Origin of the sequence: Bosea sp. F3-2 (assembly GCF_008253865.1) — a bacterium.
Classification (GTDB): Bacteria; Pseudomonadota; Alphaproteobacteria; order Rhizobiales; family Beijerinckiaceae; genus Allobosea.
In genome coordinates this window covers 2,426,366-2,443,700 of the sequence record NZ_CP042331.1, presented here as the reverse complement: position 1 = coordinate 2,443,700, position 17,335 = coordinate 2,426,366, and the positions used below count along the sequence as shown (strand labels likewise).

The following is a 17,335-nucleotide window of genomic DNA, read 5'->3' as shown; positions in this document are numbered from 1 at the left end:
CTGCCCGCGATAGGAGGTTCATGTCATGACGTTGTCGGCCCCGATCCATCAGCTGAAGCGCAGGGCCAGGCTGCTGAGCCGCAGGGAACGGATTCCCCTCCACGCCGCTCTCGATCGTATCGCGACAGATGAAGGCTATCGCAGCTGGAGCCTGCTCGTCGCGAAGCAGCCCCGAACCGAAACGGCCCGCGCGCTGTTGCCCCACTTTGCGTCCGGCGATCTCGTTCTGATGGCCGGGCGGCCGGGCCAGGGCAAGACGCTGGCGAGCCTTGGCCTGCTGGCGGAGGCGATGAGAGCTGGCCGCCGTGGCGTCTTCTTCACGCTCGAATACACGCCGGCCGACGTGGCGGGTCGCCTGCGTGCGCTCGGCATCGAGCCGGACGAGTTCGCCGGCCTGTTCGACTGTGATTGCTCCGATGCGATCAGCGCCGACTATATCGTGGGAACGCTGGCGACGGCGCCGCGCGGCACGGTGGTCGTCATCGACTACCTGCAACTGCTCGACCAGCGGCGCGATACGCCGGAGCTGGTGCTTCAGGTGAGGACATTGCGAGCCTTCGCGCGGGAGAGGGGGCTGATCCTGGTCTTCATCTCGCAGGTGGACCGGTCCTACGAGGCGTCGGGCAAGCCGTTCCCGGACATTGCCGATGTACGGCTGCCCAACCCGCTCGACCTGTCGCTCTTCGACAAGGCCTGCTTCCTCAATCGGGGCGAGGTGCACGTCCGCACCGGGGCATAGCATACGCCGGCCGCGTCACGGCTGCTCGCAAAAGGAAAGGCCGCCCTCGCGGGCGGCCTTTCTCGTTTTCTGATCCGCTGGGATGCGGCCGCTTATTCGAAGCGGCCGCTGGCATGGGCCAGCATGGTGTAGACCTTGCCGGTTTCCGAGGTCAGGTAGGTCTTGGCCACCATCGAGTCGCGGTCGTCCTTGGCGGCCTCGCCGAGCAGGCGCTCGAACTCGTCGATGTAGCGATCGACCGTCTCCTTGAACTCCGGGTCGCGCCGGTACTTGCGGCGGATGTCGTCGAAGGTCTGCTGGCCCTGCAGCGTGTAGAGCCGGCGGGTGAAGACGTTGCGCTCGCCGCGCTTGTAGCGATCCCACAGCTCGACGGCGGCGTCATGGTCGATCATCCGCGCGATATCGACGGAGAGCGAGTCGAGCTTCTCGATTGAATGGGTCGTCGGCTTGCTTGGCTCCGGCGGCTTGTCCTCGCGCGAAGCGCGGCTGAGCAGGTCCGAGAGCCAGCCGGCCTTGGCAGGCTGCTGCGTCGTCGCTTCGGGCTGCCGGCGCGCGGTCTCCTGAGCCGGAGCGGGGCGGCTCGGCGCAGGGGTGGGCTCGCTGCGGGGCTCCGCGCGAGGCGTGGCGGCGCGCGCCGTCTCGGTCGAGGCATCGAGCGAGGGACGCAGCAGGGGCTCCGCGGCCGCCGGCTTCGGCTGCGGCGCTGGCGTGAAGGCCGGAGCCGACTGCGGGGCAGGGGCGGCAGCGGCGGCGGCCGTGGTCCTGCGGTTCGCGACCGGCTCGATCGGCAGCGAGACATCGCCACGCCGGCCGGAGCGTGTCACGATCTCCGTGAGATCGTTCAGCGCCTTGATCTGCTCGGCCACGACACGGCGCATGGCGGAGGTCGATTCCTGGGCCTCCTGCGGCAGCTCCAGCACGCCGCGCTTCATCTCCGCGCGCGTGGCTTCCAGCTCGCGCTGGATGTCGCCGGTGATGCCGCGCATGTCCTGCGCCGCCTTCTGGAAGCGCTCGGTCACCTTGGCGAGCTCGCCGCTGATCTCGGTCGAGACCTGGGCATAGGCCGAGCGCAGGGCCTCCGCCGTGCGCTCGCGCTCCTTGCCGGTCGCCGTGCGGATCGTCTCGAACTGCTGGGCGATGGCGCTCGTCGTCGCCTCGGCCGAGTCGGAGAGCACGGTGCCGATCTGGCGCGCCCGCGCCTCGGCGGTGCCGAGCGACTCGTCGATCAGCGAGGCGAAGGAGCGGGTGATCGTCTCGACGTCCTCGGTGCGGTTGGCGATCAGCCCATGGAGCTGCTCCAGGGCGTCGCGGCGTTCGGCCAGCGCCTTGCCGACGCGGGCTTCGATCTGCTCGAGGCGGCCGGCGACGGCATTGAGCGCCGCGGTGCTGGCCTGCGTCGCCTCGCTGAGCGAGGTGCCGCGATCGTCGAGCTGGCCGATCAGGGCCGTCGTCTCGCGCAGCGTGCCTTCGGAGTAGCTCTTCAGCTCGGCGATCTGCGCCGTGACCTGCTGCGAGGCGTTGCCGGCCTCCGTCATCACGGTGCCGATCACGTTCTGCAACTCGCCGACGCGGGTCGACAGGCTGTTCTCGACGGCGGCGAGGTTCTTGTTCGCGCCGTTGACGATCTGCTGCATCAGCTTGTTGGCTTCGCCCAGGCGTCCGAGCATGCCGCCCAGCTCCTCGCGCAGCTGCTCATTCGTGCCGACCAGCGCCTCGACCGACTGCTTCGAGCCGGCTTCGAGCGTCTCGCGCAGAGCGTTGGACGAGGCCTCGACCGCGTTGGAGATGGCGGCGCCGCGGTCGCGCAGCCCGGCGACGATGGCGTTACCGCGGCTTTCGAGCGCGCGCACCACCGTTTCGCCGACCGTGGCAAACTCGGCGGCCAGCGCTTCGCCGCGCTGGTTCAGCGCCTCGACGGCACCATTGCCCTTGGCGTCGAAGACGGCACGCAGCGCCTCGACCCGTTCGTCGAGCGACTGGGTGAAGGTCTCGCCCTGCTGCCCGAGGGCCGTGACGAGGCCGTTGCCCTTGGCGTCGAAGACCGCACGCAGCGTCTCGACCCGCTCATCGAGCGACTGGGTGATCGTCTCGCCCTGGCGGCCAAGCACTTCGACGAGGCCGTGGCCCTTGGCGTCGAAGGCGGCGCGCATGGCGTCGGTCCGCTCTTCCAGCGAGTTCGCGATGGCTGTGCCCTGGCGTTCGAGCGCGGTGACGATGCCGGAGCCCTGATCTTCGAAGATCGCGCGCAACTGCTCGGCGCGCTGGTCGAGTGCGCCGGAGATGGCGTCGCCGCGTCGCCCGAGCGCAGCCACGATGCCGAGCCCACGATCGTCGAACAAGGTACGCAGCTGCTCTGCACGCTCGGTGAGCGCGGCCGCGATGGCCTCGCTCTGCTGAGCGAGCGACGAGACCATGCCACCGCCCTGATCGTCGAACAGGGCGCGCAGCTCCTGCGCCCGCTCGGACAACACTGCCGCGATCGCCTCGGAGCGGCCCTGCAGCGTGGTGGCGATTTCGTCGCCGCGGCTGTCGAGCGTGTGCGAGACGGTGTCGAGCCGGTTGACGACGCGCTCCTCGAAGCGCGCGACGCTCTGGTCGAGCGTATCGGCGATCTGCAGCGCGCGGCCGCCGAGCGTGGCGTTGATGCTGTCGGCCTTGTCGCTAAGCGTGCGGGTCAGCGACTCGCTCTTCGAGGTGACGACCTCGCCGATCTCGTCGGCCTTGGCCGCAAGCGCGCGGGTGACCTCGCGGCCGCCCTCGGCGAGCACGCGGGCGATGTCGACCGTCCGCTCGACCAGCGCCTCGTTGAGGGCGGTGGCCCGCGAACCGAGGCTGCCGTCGATGCGGGCGATCAGGCTGTCGAGCGCCCCGGCGATCTCGGCGCTCTTGGCGCCCGAGCGGTCCTCGAACAGCTTGATCTGGCCTTCCATCGCATCCGCTGCCTCGCGGGTGCGGCTGGCGAGGAGTTCGGCGGCTTCGAGTGCGCGTGTGCCGACCTTGTCGGCGAGCGAGACGCCGTCCTCGGAAATCAGCTTCTCGACCTGGGCGATGCCGCTGTGCAGCGCTTCGGTGAGCTCGCGGGCGTCACCCGAGATCTTGGCGGTGAGCGCACCGCCCTGATGGACGATCAGATCCTCGAAAGCGGCGAGGCGCGCGCCGAGCGCCGTCTCGACGTCGCGGCCCTGCGTATCGAACAAGGTGGCCAGCGCCGACAGGCGGTCGCCGAGCGCGGTTTCGATCTCGCGCCCCTGTGTGTCGAACAGCGTGGACAGCGTCGCCATGCGCGAGCCGAGAGCAGTCTCGATCTCGCGGCCACGCTCGTCGAAGAGGCGGGTCAGCGCGTCGTGGCGCAGCGCGAGAGCTTCGGTCAATGCCTGGGCGCGGCCCTCGACCGAACGCAGCATCGACTCGGCGTTGGCGGAGAGCGCTTCGTTGACACGTCCGCCCTGCTGGGTGAGCGCCATCACGATCTCGCGGCCGGTGCCGGCGAGCATGGTGCGCGCGTCCTCGGCATGGACCGTGAAGGTGTCGCGCAGGCCCTGCGTCGCCTCGGCGACGCGGTCGGCGACGTGGCGGCCGTCGACATTGATCGTTTCGGTCAGCGTGCGGGTCGCCTCGGTCATGCGGCGCGCCAGATCCTCGCTCTGCTCGCCGAGCAGGGTGTGGACCTCGCGGCCGGTGTTGACGAGGTCGCGGACCATCGTCTCGCGCTGCTCGCCGAGCAGGGCGCCGACCTTGTCGCCAGTCTCGCCGATGCTGGCGAGGAAACCGGTCTGCTGCTGTTCCAGCGCGTTCTGTGCGGCTTCGACGCTGCCGGTGATGCGCTGGGCGAGCACGGCGCCGCGCTCTTCCAGCTTCTGGTCGATGCTCTCGCCGGTTTCGGCAAGGCGGGAGATCAGCGCGTTGCTGCGCTCGGCCAGGATGCCGTGCACGGAGCGGCCGACATCGGCGACGCGGCTGGCCAGAGCCTGGCTCTCGCTGCCGAGCAGATCCTTGATCTCGAGGCCGGCCTGCGAAACCTTCACGGTCATCGCACCGGCCTGCTCTTCCAGCAGGGCGCTGACGCGCATGCCGGTCTCGGAGAGGCCGGAGATCAGGCGCTCGCTCTGGTGGCCGACGAGATTGCCGACGTCCTGGCCGGCCTGGGTCAGGCGGCCGACGAGCAGGTCGCTCTCGTCGCGCAGGCGGGTCTCGACGGTGTTGACGGCACCCGAAACGCTGGCGACCAGCGCCTCGCTGCGCTCCGAGAGCAGCCGGGCGACATCCGCGCCGGCATCGGAGACGCGGGCGACGGTAGCATCGCTCTGTTCGCCCATGAGAGCGGTCAGGTTGCGACCGGCTTCGGAGACATTGGCGACGGCCGCTTCACTGCGTTCCGTGAGCAGGCGGGCGACATCCGCGCCGGCATTGGAGACGCGGGCAACGGTGGCATCGCCTTGTTCGCCCATGAGGGCGGTCAGGTTGCGACCGGCTTCGGAGACATTGGCGACGGCTGCTTCGCTGCGTTCCGCGAGCAGGCGGGCCAGCTCGCTGCCAGCTTGCGAGACGCGGGCGACGGCGGAGCCGCTCTGCTGGCCGACGAGGTCGGCGAGTTCGTTGCCGGCGCCGGAAACGCGCTCGACGAGTTTCTCCGCCTGCTGGTCGAGCAGCGCATGCACGGTCTCACCGGTTTCGCTGAGACGATCGACCAGCTTGCCGGCCTGCTCGGTGAACAGGCCGTGCACCTGGCCGGCGACGTCGGTGATGCGGCCGGTGAGGGCGTCGCCATGCTTTTCGACGGCGTTGCTCAGATTCTCGCCGGCATCGCTGACGCGCAGGATGATCGCCTCGCTGCGCTCGCGCAGCACGTCGTCGACGGTGCGGGCCGTGTCGTTGAGGCGGCCGACCAGCGTATCGCCATGTGTGCCGATGAGAGCATGAACGCTCTCGCCGACCTGAGTGAGCCGGTTGGCGATGGCTTCGTTCTGGCGGTTGAGCAGGCTGTTGACGCCGCGGCCGACCTCGGCGAGACGGGTGGTGACACTCTCGCCCTCGTCGGAGAGCGCGCTGCGCAGCGCTTCGCCGGACTCGGACAGGCGCTTCTGCAGCGCGTCACTCTGGCTTTCGATCAGCGCGACCATGTTGCGGCTGCTGGTCTCGAAGCGCTCCGCCGCCTCGGTCCCGCGGGCAGAGATGTCCTTCGCCAGCGTCTCGCCGGTGCTCTTCAGCGTCTCGTTGACGACATCGACGCGGGCGGTCAGCGACTCCGCGACCTGCATGCCGGTCTCGCTGATGGCACGGGTGACGCCCTGAGCGCTGGCGGTCAGCCCGTCGGTCAGCGAGGCGCCGGTGCGCTCCAGCGAGCCGGCGATCTCCTTGGCGCGACCGTCGAGCATGGTCGAAAGATTGTCGCTGGCGCCAGCCAGCCGCTCGGATACCTCGCCCGAGGTCACCTGGAGCCGCTCGACGAGATCATGCCCGCGGCCGCTGATCTCCTCGACCATCCGCTCGCCGGCGCGGCCGAGCGCCTGGGTGATCTGGTCGCCCTTGGCGCTGAGGGAGCCGGTGACGCGGTCGCCGGCCTGCGTGACCGCCTCGGCGATGACGCGGCTGGCGCTGTCGAGATCCTTGGCGAGCCCGTCATGCGCGCCGCTGATCGCGAGCTTGACGCGCTCGGCATTGCCGACCACGGCCTCGCGCTGGGTGACGAGCTCGTCGATCAGCGAGCGCAGCCGGATTTCATTGTCGGCATAGGCGCGCTCGAGCGTCGAGATCTCGCCGCGCACGATCGTCTCCAATTCGCCGGCGCGCGCCACGGCGCGCTCGATGCCGTCGCCCATGGCGGCGACCTCGCGGCGGATGGTCTGGCTGAGCGACAAGACGGAATCGGCCCCCGCGACCTCCGGCTCGGCGAGACGCAGCGCGACCTCGGTCATTGCGCGCGAGATCAGGCGCATCTCCTGGGTGCGGCGATAGAGCGCCGCCAGGACGAAGAAGAACACGACCGGCGCGCCGATCGAGAGCGCGAGCAGGGTCCACTCGCCGATGCCGAAATTGGCGACCGGCTCGGGGAGGCCATTGCTGAACGAGCCGTAGCGGCCGAACAGCACGAAGGCGGCTCCGCCCAGCCAGGCGAGCGAGGCAAGCGCGGCGAACCAATAGGGCTTGCGCGACGGGCGCACGGCGAAGGCCTGCACCAGCGAGCTGGAATCGCGGCGGTCGTCATTGGCGACGCGGGTCGTGTCGGGCGCAAGCGCAGCGCTGGCGCGCGGCTGCGCCGGAGGAGGAGGGGTTACGGGCGCGGGCTGTGCGGCTGCTGGCTCGACGCGCGGCAATTCGAGCTTGAGATCGTTCTCGCTGGTGGCGGGAAGCCGGGGCTCGGCGCTGACCGGCGTTTCCGTCTCGCCTCTGGCGATGTCGGACTGGGGCTGGTCGAGTCGAAGCGCCTCCTCGATCGCCGACATCGCAGCTTCAGTGGGATCCTGGAGCTTCTTGGGTCGATTCATCGTTGCCGCCTCGCCACGCTACTGACGATGGACGCGAAAGCCCGTCCCCGTCGTCCCTTGCCGCCTCTGGCCGGGATGATCGGAGACACTGCGCCCATCATTTACCAATTGGAAGGGTAGTGGAGCCCTGGAACCTTGGAAACCCATTTGAGTGCTTGATTCACAAACGTCGTTAACGCCTCGTTCACCATCAAGGCGCTTCTTGGAGTGGGTGAGATCGCCCATGCGGCGGTTTGATGTTCACGAGTTGCCCATGCCCCAGAATGCGATCGATACCGAGCACCTTCACCGCCAGACCGGCGGCGATCATGAGCTTGAGCGCGAATTGCTGACCCTGTTCGCCCAGCAATGCGTCGCGCATCTGCGCACCATCCACGGCAGCGCCGACAGGCAGGCCCGCATGGACGCGGCCCATACCTTGAAGGGCGCAGCCCGCGCCGTTGGCGCCTGGCAGGTCGCCGAAGCGGCCGACCGGATCGAGCACAGTCTTGGTGACGCGGAACTGCGTTTGACCGAAAGTGCTCTGGATGAGCTGGCGCTGGCGGCCGCCGAAGCGCGGGCGGTGATCTCGCGCTTCGACTGTGCGGCCTGATCGGGGCGCTGCGCAAAACCCCGTTCCGTGCCGCTTTGAAATGCTCCGCGCGCTTTCCGTTCGACTGATCCAGCCGAACGAATAGAATTCGCGCAAAATCAAAAAGCTAAGCATGTTCTTGTCGCAAAAGTGGTTTCCACTTTTGCGGGACATGTTCTAAGCGGGGCCGATATCGCCCCGCCGGAGTCTCTTATGCCGAACATCACCTTCATCGACGCTCACGGAGAGAGCCGCACCGTCGAGGGCGACACGGGCTCCACAGTGATGGAGACGGCGATCCGCAACGCGATCCCCGGCATCGAGGCCGAATGCGGCGGTGCCTGCGCCTGCGCTACCTGCCATGTCTATGTCGATGATGCCTGGATCGAAGCGGTGGGCCACGCCGAGCCGATGGAGGAAGACATGCTAGACTTCGCCTTCGACGTGCGGCCGACCTCGCGCCTCTCCTGCCAGATCCGCATCAGGGACGATCTCGACGGGCTCGTCGTGCGCACACCCGAGCGCCAGGGCTGAAATCCCGCTGACTTACGCGTGACCGACGCGCGCGCGGCGCCCTGCCGCATCGCGCATTTTGCGCTGGATCATGGCGCGCGTGCTGGCAAACTCCAGAATGGTTCTGCAACCAGCCTTGGAGGATGCGATGTACAAGTCGATTCTGGTTCCCGTCGATCTGGCGGAGGCCGAACTTGCCCAGCCAGCGATCGCGGCTGCCGTATCCTTCGCCAAGGTATCGGGCGGCGTGGTGCGGCTGATCTATGTCCGCTCGCTGGTCCCCGTCACCTACATGGAATTCGTGCCTGCTGATTTCGATACCGAGCAGCAGCAGGATGCCGAAGCGAAGCTCGCCGAGATCGCGGCGAAGGTTGACCTGCCCGCCGATAACGTCTCGGCCAAGGTGCTGCTGGGTTCGGTCCATGGCGAGGTGCTGGCCGAGGCGGATGCTGCCGGCACCGACCTCATCGTTATCGGCTCGCATGAGCCGGGCATGCTGGCCTATGTCATCGGCTCGAACGCCTCGGCCATCGTGCGCCGGGCCAAGTGCTCGGTGCTGGTGGTACGCTGAGCTTCAGCCAGTCCGGCCCGGAACGAGGCTGTCGGGCACTTCGCCGGTCGCGAGTTCCCGCGGCCGGTTGAGGCTTACGAGCGGCCAGACCTGCCAGACCGAAGCGGCAACCAGCAGGAGGCCGAGCAACCCGGCATTGGTTGCTCCCTGCTGGAAGGCGCGCAACGTGAAGGCGGCGAGCATCAGGAGAGACAGCGCGCCGACGACCGCGACGCCGAGCCAGAGCGGTTTCGGCCGCCCAGCCACGAAGCGGGCGCGCGGATTGGCCCGAGCGATCGCGGCCGACAGCGCCGAGACGAAGCGGTGATAGCGTGCATCGTCGCGGTCGAGATCGGTCAGCGAGCGCCAAGACAGGTTGCCGAAACTCACGGTCCGACCGTCGCTGAGCCGAAGCTGCGTCTTGTAGCCTTTGGATGAAATGTTGCTCGGCGCGTAGACGAAACGCACCTGTTCGACGGCACTGAGCCTGACGGTGTCGACGCGGCGCGTCCGGTCGATCTCGAGGCTGTCCCCCACCAGCTTGTAGCCGATCTCGAAGCCGACCGGCTTCGGCCGCTGGCGCCAGCTCGGAGGAGGGGCGTCGTCCAGCTCTTCATCCATGATCGTCATCGTCAACGCGCCAGAACCCTCATCGCGCCATCCAGCCCGTCGAGCGTCAGCGGGAACATGCGCCCGCCCATCAGCCCACCCATCTGCCGGATCGACTGGGTGTAGTTCCACAGATGCTGCTGAACCGGATTGAGCCAGACCGATTTCGGGAACTTGTTCACCAGCCGCTCCATCCAGACCTCGCCAGCCTCCTCGTTCCAGTGCTCGACCGAGCCGCCGGGCATCGCGATCTCATAGGGACTCATCGAGGCATCGCCAACGAAGACGAGGCGGTAGTCGGCCGGGTAGGTCCGCAGCACGTCCCATGTCGGGATGATCTGATCATGCCGGCGGCGGTTCTCCTTCCAGACGCGCTCATAGGGGCAGTTGTGGAAGTAGAAGTGCTCGAAATGCTTGAACTCGGCCCGCGCCGCCGAAAACAGCTCCTCGGCCAGCTCGATATGCCAGTCCATCGAGCCGCCGACATCGAGGAAGAGCAGCACCTTCACGGCGTTGCGGCGCTCGGGCCGCAGCTTGACGTCAAGATAGCCGTGCTTGGCGGTCTCGGAGATCGTATTGTCGAGATCGAGCTCCTCGGCCGCGCCCGTGCGGGCGAAGCGGCGCAGGCGCCTCAGCGCGACGCGTAGATTGCGCACGCCGAGCTCACGCGTGTCGTCGAAATCCTTGAACTCGCGCTTGTCCCAGACCTTCACCGCCCGGAAGTTGCGGTTCTTGTCCTGGCCGATGCGGATGCCTTCGGGGTTGTAGCCATAGGCGCCATAGGGCGAGGTGCCGCCGGTGCCGATCCATTTGTTGCCGCCCTGGTGGCGGCCCTTCTGCTCCTCGAGCCGCTGTTTCAGCGTCTCCCAAAGCTTGTCCCAGCCGAGCGCATCGATCTGCGCCTTTTCTTCGTCGGTCAGGAATTTCTCGGCGAGCTTGCGCAGCCATTCCTCGGGAATGCCGGCCTGCTCGATGGCCTGGCCCAGCGTCTCCATGCCCTTGAACACCTGGGCGAAGACCTGGTCGAACTTGTCGAGATGGCGCTCGTCCTTCACCAGCGTGGCGCGGGCGAGATAATAGAACTCGTCGACCTTATGCTCGGCGAGATCGGCCTCCACCCCTTCGAGCAGCGTGAGGTATTCCCGCAAGGTCACGGGGACCTTGGCGGCGCGCAGATCGGTGAAGAGGCGAAGGAACATGCCGCTAATGTGAGGGCATGAGGCGCCGGGTCAAGCAGCGTCCGCGCTAAGCGCGAACGCTGCTCGATCCCGAACGTTGGCTGTTACGCCACCGCGTCGGCGAGGTCCTTGGTGACCTTGAACTTCACGACGGTCTTGGCCGGAACCTTGATGGTCGCGCCGGTCGACGGGTTGCGGGCCTCGCGGGCCTCGCGCTTGGCGGCGGAGAGCTTGCCGATGCCGCCGAGCGTGACGTCGTCGCCCTGCTTGAGGGTCTTGGCGACGGTCGCGCCGAGAGAGGCCAGGATGGCGGAGACGTCCGCCTTGGTCTTGCCGGTCTCGTCAGCGATGGCGGCGATCAGTTCGTTCTTGGTCATGAAAATCCTCCTTGAGAAGGTGCTTCAGGCGTCGCGTGCGGGACTACGGCCGTTCATGCTCGTTTCCGACACGAGCGACCGCGGCACATGGATGCTATTCGCGGCGCGCAACTCACGCAGTTGCCACGGTTATCGAGGAAAGACGATGCCCGTGGCGGTAGATACGCACAGAAAACGGCTTCGTTCCGCCGGTTCCCGGTCTGATTGCGCCATTTTTTAGGGGTTGGAACGGTCGCGGGACGGCCGCTGGCGCGTGATGGGGAGGGCATTGCCCGAATCACGGCACCGACGGACACGCATCCGCCGGCGCCGCTGGACATCCGATCAGGCCTGGATGCCGTCGACGTACCAGTCCATCTTGGAGAGCATCTCGTCGCTGGCCTTCTCGCCGGCCTTGAGACGAACCTCGCCCTTCTGGTCCTTCAGTTCGCCGGTGAAGGGGTGCAGCGTGCCGGCGGCGATGCCCTTGGTCACTTCGTCCGCAGCGGCGCGCGCGGCCGGGGTGATCGCGTCATTGTAGGGCGCGAGCTTCACGAAGCCGTCCTTGATGCCGCCCCAGACGTCGCCGGTCTTCCAGGTGCCGTCCATCACGTCCTTGACGCGCTTGATGTAGTAGCCCGACCAGTCGTCGACGATGGCGGAGAGGTGGGCCTTCGGCGCGAAGGCCTTCATGTCGGACGCCTGACCGAAGGCGAAGACGCCGCGCTGCTCGGCCGCCTGCAGCGGCGCCGCCGAGTCGGTGTGCTGGGTGATCATGTCGGCGCCCTGGTCGATCAGCGCCTTGGCGGCGTCGGCCTCCTTGGCGGGGTCGTACCAGGTCGAGCACCAGACGACCTTGGTCTTGAAGTTCGGGTTCACCTTGCGAGCCGCGAGGTGGAAGGCGTTGATGCCCATCACCACCTCCGGGATCGGGAAGGAGGCGACATAGCCGGCCTGGCCCGTCTTCGACATGTGGCCGGCGATGGTGCCGATCACGGCGCGGCCCTCATAGAAGCGCGCATTGTAGGTGGCGACGTTCTCGGCGCGCATATAGCCGGTGGCGTGCTCGAACTTGATCTTCGGGAACTGCTTGGCGACCTGGATCGTCGGGTTCATGAAGCCGAAGGAAGTCGCGAAGATCAGCTGGTTGTTGGCCTGGGCGAGCTGGCGCAGCGCGCGGGCCGCATCCGGACCTTCGGCGACGTTCTCGATGAAGCTGGTCTTGATCTTCGAGCCGTATTCCTTTTCGAGCGCGAGCCGGCCCTGGTCATGCGTCCAGGTGTAGCCATGGTCGCCGATCGGGCCGACATAGATGAAGCCGACGCCGAGCGGCGACTGCGCCGAGGCGCTGCGGCCGAGGATCGGCAGGGTGGAGGCGGCGGCTGCGCCGAAGGTCAGCCTGCGGCGGGTGATGATGCTGGTCATGTCCTATAAACTCCCCGTTGTCAGTGGCGGCGTCAGGACGCCGAGAAGGGTTTGCCGAGGCAGGCAGGCGCGTCGAGCCGGCCGGTCTTTCGTCCTAGCGACATCATGGTCAGAACCGCAATTGTCGCAAGATAGGGGGCCATCGCCAGCACCTCTGGCGCGAGCCAGGTGACGCCGGCGGCCTTGGCCTGCAGCTCCAGCGTCATCACCGCGCCGAAGAGATAGGCGCCGAGCAGCAGGCGCCCCGGCTTCCAGGCGGAGAACACGACGAGTGCGAGCGCAATCCAGCCGCGTCCAGCCGTCAGCCGGTCCGCCCACATCGGTGTCAGCGCCAGCGAGAAATAGGCACCGCCGAGCCCCGCCAACGCCCCGCCGAAGGCGATCGCCGCGTAGCGAATGGCGATGACTGGATAGCCGATGGCATGGGCGGAAGCGTCATTCTCGCCGACCGCGCGCAGGATCAGGCCGGGTCGCGTGCGGCGCAGGAAGTAGCTGACGCCCGCGACGAGCACCAGCGAGAGATAGACCAGGATGTCGTGGCCGAAAATCACCCGCAACACCGGATGCTCCGAGAGGGCGGCCGGGAACACCGGCTGAAGGCGCGTCACGGTGCGTCCGACGAAGCCCGCGCCGATCAACGAGGAGGCGCCGATGCCGAAGATGGTCAGGGCGAGACCGGTCGCGACCTGATTGGCCATCAGCGAGAGTGCGAGCACAGCGAAGATCATCGCGGCGGCGATGCCGGCGAACATTGCCGCGACGAGGCCGAAGCCGGTGCTGCCGGTCGAGAAGGCGACGGCAAAGCCCGCGACCGCGCCGCACAGCATCATACCCTCGACGCCGAGATTGAGCACGCCGGCCTTCTCGGCGACGAGCTCGCCCAACGCCGCGAGCAGCAGCGGCGTCGAAGCCGCGATGAGCGTCATCAGGATGGAGACGGGCACGACCGAGGTCATGGAGCGACGCTTCCTCCTTGTGCTGGGGGAGCAGGTGCACGCGCTCCTCCCTCCCCCCGCTTGCGGTGGGGAGGGCTGGGGTGGGGGGGCGTAAAGCCGGAGCTCGGTCCCGTATCGGCTCGCCAAGCGGCACTGCCCCCCACCCGTACCCTCCCCACCGCAAGCGGGGGGAGGGAAGCGGAGGCGTCGTACTTTTGAGATCGACGGACTGCTCGCGTCGTCATCACGCCACCCTCCGCCTCCAGACGATGCGCCAGCGGACCAGCACATCGGTCGCGAGCAGCATGAACAGCAGCATGGCCTGGAACATGCCGGTTGCGGCCTGCGGCAGCCTGACCGTCGACTGCGCGATCTCGCCGCCGACATAGGTTACGGCCAGCACGATGCCGCCGAAGACGATGCCGAGCGGATTGAGCCGCCCGAGGAAGGCGACGATGATCGCGGTGAAGCCATAGCCGACCGGGAATTGCGGCGTGAGCTGCCCGAAGGGGCCGGCCGCCTCGAACAGTCCGGCGAGGCCGGCGAGCGCGCCGCTGATCAGCAGCGTTGCCCAGGTCGTGCGCGCGGCACTGAAGCCGCCATGGCGGGCGGCGGCGGGCGCGAGGCCGACGACCTTGATCGCGTAGCCCGCCGTGGTCTTCTCCATCAGGAGCCAGGCGATGACGGCAAGGACGAGCGCGACCGGAATTCCGAGATGAACAAGTGAGCCTTCCAGCACCGTCGGCAGCGCCTGGTCGGCGGTGAACATCCGCGTCTGCGGAAAGTTGAAGCCGTCCGGGTCCTTCCAGGGGCCGCGCACGAGGAAATACAGGAGCTGGACCGCGACATAGGTCAGCATCAGGCTGGTCAGGATTTCGCTGACCTGCAATTTGACGCGCAGGAAGGCGGGGATTGCGGCCCAGGCCATGCCGCCGAGGATGCCGGCCAGCATCATGGCGGGCAGGATCCACCAGCCGGTCATGTCATAGGTCGCGAGCGCGACGCCGGTGCCGGCGATGGCGCCCATGATGTATTGCCCCTCGGCGCCGATGTTCCAGACATTGGCCCGGAAGCCGATGGCGAGGCCCAGCGCGATCATGATGAGCGGCGCGCCCTTGACGCCGATGTCGGCCCAGCGCTGCGGCTCCAGGAACGGCGTCAGGAAGATGCTCCCGACCGCATGGAAGCCGTCATAGCCCATGGCGCTGAAGACGATCATGCCGGTGAGCATGGTGAGCCCGATCGCGATCAGCGGGCTCAAGCCCAGCATCAGCGCGCTCGGCTCGCGGCGGCGGCGCCATTCAAGCATGCGCCGCTCCGCGGACGATCGGGGAGAAGGGCTCCTCCCTTTCTCCCTGTAGCTCCTCCCTTCCCCCTTGTGGGGAAGGGTATGGGGATGGGGGTGGTGCCGCTTGGTGAGGCGTTGCCGGTATCGGCGGAACGGTGAATAGTCCCGGCCGCGCGGCCCGACTTTTCGCCCCCCACCCCTTCCCCTCCCCACAGGGGGGAGGGGTTTCCAGCGCCTGCTCAATGGGAGCATCAAGCATGGGCTGCCTCCGCGCCATGGACGCCGCCCATCATCAGGCCGATCTCGTCGATGCCCAGGCTCGCGACCGGACGCGGTGCCGAGAGCTGGCCTTCATTGATGACGCAGAGCCGGTCGGCGAGCTCGAGCAGCTCGTCGAGATCCTGCGAGATCACCACCACGGCCGAGCCTTTGGCGGCGAGGTCGACGAGTTCCTGCCGGATCGCGGCCGCGGCGCCGGCATCGACTCCCCAGGTCGGCTGCGAGACGACGAGCACGGCTGGTTGCTGGCCGATCTCGCGGCCCATGATGAACTTCTGCAGGTTTCCGCCCGAGAGCGAGCGGGCGAGCGCGGCATTGCCGGTGGTTCTGACGTCGAAGAGGCGGATGACGCTGTCGGCGAAGCGCTTCACGTTGCTGCGGCTGATGAAGCCGTGCGGCGCCAGCGGCAGCCGATGGCGCGCGGTCAGGATGCCGTTGTCGGCGAGCGAGAAATCCGGCACGGCGGCATGGCCGTTGCGCTCCTCGGGGACGCAGGCGAGGCCGAGCGCCCGGCGGGCGCCGGCGCCCTCCAGGCCGATGGCCTTGCCGTCGAGCCTGATCGCCTCGGCATTGGCAGCCAGTTGCTCGCCCGAGAGCGCGGTCAGCAATTCCGCCTGGCCGTTGCCGGCGACGCCGGCGATGCCGAGGATCTCGCCGGCCCGCGCCTCGAACGTGACGTTCTCCAGATCGGTGCCGAAAGGCGGCTCGCCGGGCAGGGACAGTCCCTTGGCGGCCAGCCGGACAGCGCCGCCGCCGGCCGCCTTGCCATGCTCGATCTTGCGCAGTTCCGCGCCGATCATCAGCTCGGCCATGCGCTTGGTCGTCTCGGTCTTTGGATCGCAGATCGCCACGACCCGCCCGCCGCGCAGGATGGTGGCGCTGTCGCAGAGCGCCTTGATCTCATGCAGCTTGTGCGAGATGTAGAGGATCGAGCAGCCGCCCAGTGCGATCTGGCGCAGCGTCTCGAACAGGCGTTCGACCTCCTGTGGCGTCAGCACCGAGGTCGGCTCGTCCATGATCAGGAGCTTCGGCTTCTGCAGCAGGCAGCGCACGATCTCGATGCGCTGGCGCTCGCCGACGGAGAGCGTGTGCACCTCCCGCTCCGGATCAAGCGGCAGCGAGTAGGATTGCAGGATCGCGGCGACGCGCCGCTTCAGCTCTTCGCGATCAACTGCTTCGTCAAGGCCGAGAGCGATGTTCTCGATCACCGTCATCGCGTCGAACAGCGAGAAGTGCTGAAACACCATGCCGATGCCGAGCTTGCGCGCAGCCTTGGGCGAGGGGACCGCGACCACCTCGCCATTCCAGTGAATGGTGCCCTCGTCGGCCTGCTGCACGCCGTAGATGATCTTGACCAGCGTCGACTTGCCGGCGCCGTTCTCGCCGAGCAGGGCATGAACCTCGCCGGGTTTGACGCTTAGACTGATATCGTCATTGGCCTTTACGCCCGGGAAGCTTTTGGAGACATGGGCGAGCGCCAGCCGCGGCGGCACTTCCTGCTCACGCGGCTGATTCATGTCTCGAGCGTCTCCCTTTCGCCGGGGTCCGGCGGCCAAGCAAGCAACGCACCAGCTCGGCCGCCGTCAAGGCCGCGATCACCTCCGGGCGCTTGTCGTCCACATCCGAACCGCCGATCGGGCAGGTCAGCCGCGCCAGCGCCTCGCGGCGGCCACCGGCACGTAGGAAGCTGGATTCGAAGCGGGCGCGCTTGGTGGCCGAGCCGATCATGCCGACATAGGCCGTATCGCCGCGCGCCAACGCGGCCTCGGTCAGCCGATAGTCGAGCGCGTGGCTGTGCGAGAGCACGACAAAGGTGGCCTTTGCCGGGGCGCTCGCGATCGCATCGACGGGATCGGCCATGCGGATGCAGGTGACGGCCGGTGGCAACCCGCTCATGACGTCGTCACGGTCATCGATCAGCGAAACCGAGAAGGGCAGGGGCGCCAGCGCCTTCGCCAGGGCCCGGCCGGTATGGCCGGCTCCGAAGATCAGGACCGGGGGCCGGGCCGCCGCTTCAGCCTTTTCGCGGGCAGTGAGCAGGGCGATCTCGGTCGCGCCGGCATGGCGCAGCGAAACGCGCACCCGCCCGCCGCAGCACTGCCCCATCTGCGGGCCGAGCGGGATGTCGAGCAGCTGGTCCTCGGCGCCCTCGCTCAACATGTGCCGGGCGAGGTCGATGCAGTGGAATTCGAGCTGTCCGCCGCCGATGGTCCCGGCGATGGCAGCGGAGCTCACCGCCATGCAGGCGCCGGCTTCACGCGGCGTCGAGCCTTCCGCCACCTCGATCCGGACCAGAACGATGCCTTCGTGATGATGAGTGGCGAGGAAGGAGGCGAGGGTCATGCGCTGCTCACCCCGTCGTCATTCTCGGGCGGAGCGAAGCGGAGACCCGAGAATCTTCTGCAGG

The 17,335-nt window shown here is 67.8% G+C and carries 13 protein-coding genes; 4 read left to right on the top strand and 9 right to left on the bottom strand.

Going from position 1 to position 17,335, the window contains the following annotated elements; genetic code table 11:
- Positions 1-25 precede the first annotated feature (25 nt).
- On the top strand, positions 26-739 hold the full coding sequence (locus FQV39_RS11280; RefSeq protein WP_149130372.1) for a DNA helicase: 714 nt from the start codon (positions 26-28) through the stop codon (positions 737-739).
- Between the two features lie 92 nt (positions 740-831).
- Here FQV39_RS11280 and FQV39_RS11275 read toward each other — a convergent pair whose 3' ends face one another.
- A complete protein-coding gene (locus tag FQV39_RS11275) occupies positions 832-7,224 on the bottom strand; it encodes an apolipoprotein A-IV repeat region-like domain-containing protein (protein ID WP_149130371.1) in 6,393 nt (2,130 codons plus the stop codon).
- Between the two features lie 223 nt (positions 7,225-7,447).
- On the opposite strand from FQV39_RS11275, the gene FQV39_RS11270 reads away from it, so the two are divergent.
- The 3 genes from FQV39_RS11270 (at position 7,448) to FQV39_RS11260 (ending at position 8,879) form a co-directional block, all read left to right on the top strand.
- Positions 7,448-7,816, top strand: a complete 369-nt coding sequence (locus tag FQV39_RS11270) for an Hpt domain-containing protein (RefSeq protein WP_149130370.1) — start codon at positions 7,448-7,450, stop codon at positions 7,814-7,816.
- A 192-nt stretch (positions 7,817-8,008) separates the two neighbouring features.
- On the top strand, positions 8,009-8,329 hold the full coding sequence (locus tag FQV39_RS11265; protein WP_149130369.1) for a 2Fe-2S iron-sulfur cluster-binding protein: 321 nt from the start codon (positions 8,009-8,011) through the stop codon (positions 8,327-8,329).
- A gap of 127 nt (positions 8,330-8,456) precedes the next feature.
- A complete protein-coding gene (locus FQV39_RS11260) occupies positions 8,457-8,879 on the top strand; it encodes a universal stress protein (RefSeq protein WP_149130368.1) in 423 nt (140 codons plus the stop codon).
- 3 nt (positions 8,880-8,882) lie between these two features.
- On the opposite strand, the gene FQV39_RS11255 is transcribed toward FQV39_RS11260, so the two are convergent.
- The 8 genes from FQV39_RS11255 to xdhC form a co-directional block, all read right to left on the bottom strand.
- A complete protein-coding gene (locus FQV39_RS11255; RefSeq protein WP_149130367.1) occupies positions 8,883-9,479 on the bottom strand; it encodes a hypothetical protein in 597 nt (198 codons plus the stop codon).
- 11 nt (positions 9,480-9,490) lie between these two features.
- On the bottom strand, positions 9,491-10,666 hold the full coding sequence (locus FQV39_RS11250) for a vWA domain-containing protein (protein WP_149130366.1): 1,176 nt from the start codon (positions 10,664-10,666) through the stop codon (positions 9,491-9,493).
- Between the two features lie 83 nt (positions 10,667-10,749).
- Positions 10,750-11,022 (bottom strand): HU family DNA-binding protein, encoded by a 273-nt coding sequence (locus FQV39_RS11245; RefSeq protein ID WP_149130365.1) that lies wholly within the window; start codon positions 11,020-11,022, stop codon positions 10,750-10,752.
- 324 nt (positions 11,023-11,346) lie between these two features.
- Positions 11,347-12,426: a BMP family ABC transporter substrate-binding protein gene (locus tag FQV39_RS11240; protein ID WP_149130364.1), complete on the bottom strand. Its 1,080-nt coding sequence runs from the start codon at positions 12,424-12,426 to the stop codon at positions 11,347-11,349.
- A 32-nt stretch (positions 12,427-12,458) separates the two neighbouring features.
- A complete protein-coding gene (locus FQV39_RS11235) occupies positions 12,459-13,382 on the bottom strand; it encodes an ABC transporter permease (RefSeq protein ID WP_149130363.1) in 924 nt (307 codons plus the stop codon).
- Positions 13,383-13,605: 223 nt separating this feature from the next.
- The gene (locus FQV39_RS11230; RefSeq protein WP_149130362.1) at positions 13,606-14,670 is read right to left on the bottom strand and encodes an ABC transporter permease; all 1,065 of its coding nucleotides are present in this window, start codon (positions 14,668-14,670) and stop codon (positions 13,606-13,608) included.
- 230 nt (positions 14,671-14,900) lie between these two features.
- Positions 14,901-16,445, bottom strand: a complete 1,545-nt coding sequence (locus tag FQV39_RS11225; protein ID WP_149130361.1) for an ABC transporter ATP-binding protein — start codon at positions 16,443-16,445, stop codon at positions 14,901-14,903.
- Positions 16,429-17,271, bottom strand: a complete 843-nt coding sequence (gene xdhC, locus FQV39_RS11220; protein WP_149130360.1) for a xanthine dehydrogenase accessory protein XdhC — start codon at positions 17,269-17,271, stop codon at positions 16,429-16,431. The genes FQV39_RS11225 and xdhC overlap by 17 nt, the downstream gene beginning before the upstream one ends.
- Positions 17,272-17,335 lie beyond the last annotated feature (64 nt).

Coding starts and splice junctions, on each gene's coding strand:
- FQV39_RS11280 (WP_149130372.1), top strand. CDS start 26: ATGACGTTGTCGGCCCCGATCCATCAGCTGAAGCGCAGGGCCAGGCTG.
- FQV39_RS11275 (WP_149130371.1), bottom strand. CDS start 7,224: ATGAATCGACCCAAGAAGCTCCAGGATCCCACTGAAGCTGCGATGTCG.
- FQV39_RS11270 (WP_149130370.1), top strand. CDS start 7,448: ATGCGGCGGTTTGATGTTCACGAGTTGCCCATGCCCCAGAATGCGATC.
- FQV39_RS11265 (WP_149130369.1), top strand. CDS start 8,009: ATGCCGAACATCACCTTCATCGACGCTCACGGAGAGAGCCGCACCGTC.
- FQV39_RS11260 (WP_149130368.1), top strand. CDS start 8,457: ATGTACAAGTCGATTCTGGTTCCCGTCGATCTGGCGGAGGCCGAACTT.
- FQV39_RS11255 (WP_149130367.1), bottom strand. CDS start 9,479: ATGGATGAAGAGCTGGACGACGCCCCTCCTCCGAGCTGGCGCCAGCGG.
- FQV39_RS11250 (WP_149130366.1), bottom strand. CDS start 10,666: ATGTTCCTTCGCCTCTTCACCGATCTGCGCGCCGCCAAGGTCCCCGTG.
- FQV39_RS11245 (WP_149130365.1), bottom strand. CDS start 11,022: ATGACCAAGAACGAACTGATCGCCGCCATCGCTGACGAGACCGGCAAG.
- FQV39_RS11240 (WP_149130364.1), bottom strand. CDS start 12,426: ATGACCAGCATCATCACCCGCCGCAGGCTGACCTTCGGCGCAGCCGCC.
- FQV39_RS11235 (WP_149130363.1), bottom strand. CDS start 13,382: ATGACCTCGGTCGTGCCCGTCTCCATCCTGATGACGCTCATCGCGGCT.
- FQV39_RS11230 (WP_149130362.1), bottom strand. CDS start 14,670: ATGCTTGAATGGCGCCGCCGCCGCGAGCCGAGCGCGCTGATGCTGGGC.
- FQV39_RS11225 (WP_149130361.1), bottom strand. CDS start 16,445: ATGAATCAGCCGCGTGAGCAGGAAGTGCCGCCGCGGCTGGCGCTCGCC.
- xdhC (WP_149130360.1), bottom strand. CDS start 17,271: ATGACCCTCGCCTCCTTCCTCGCCACTCATCATCACGAAGGCATCGTT.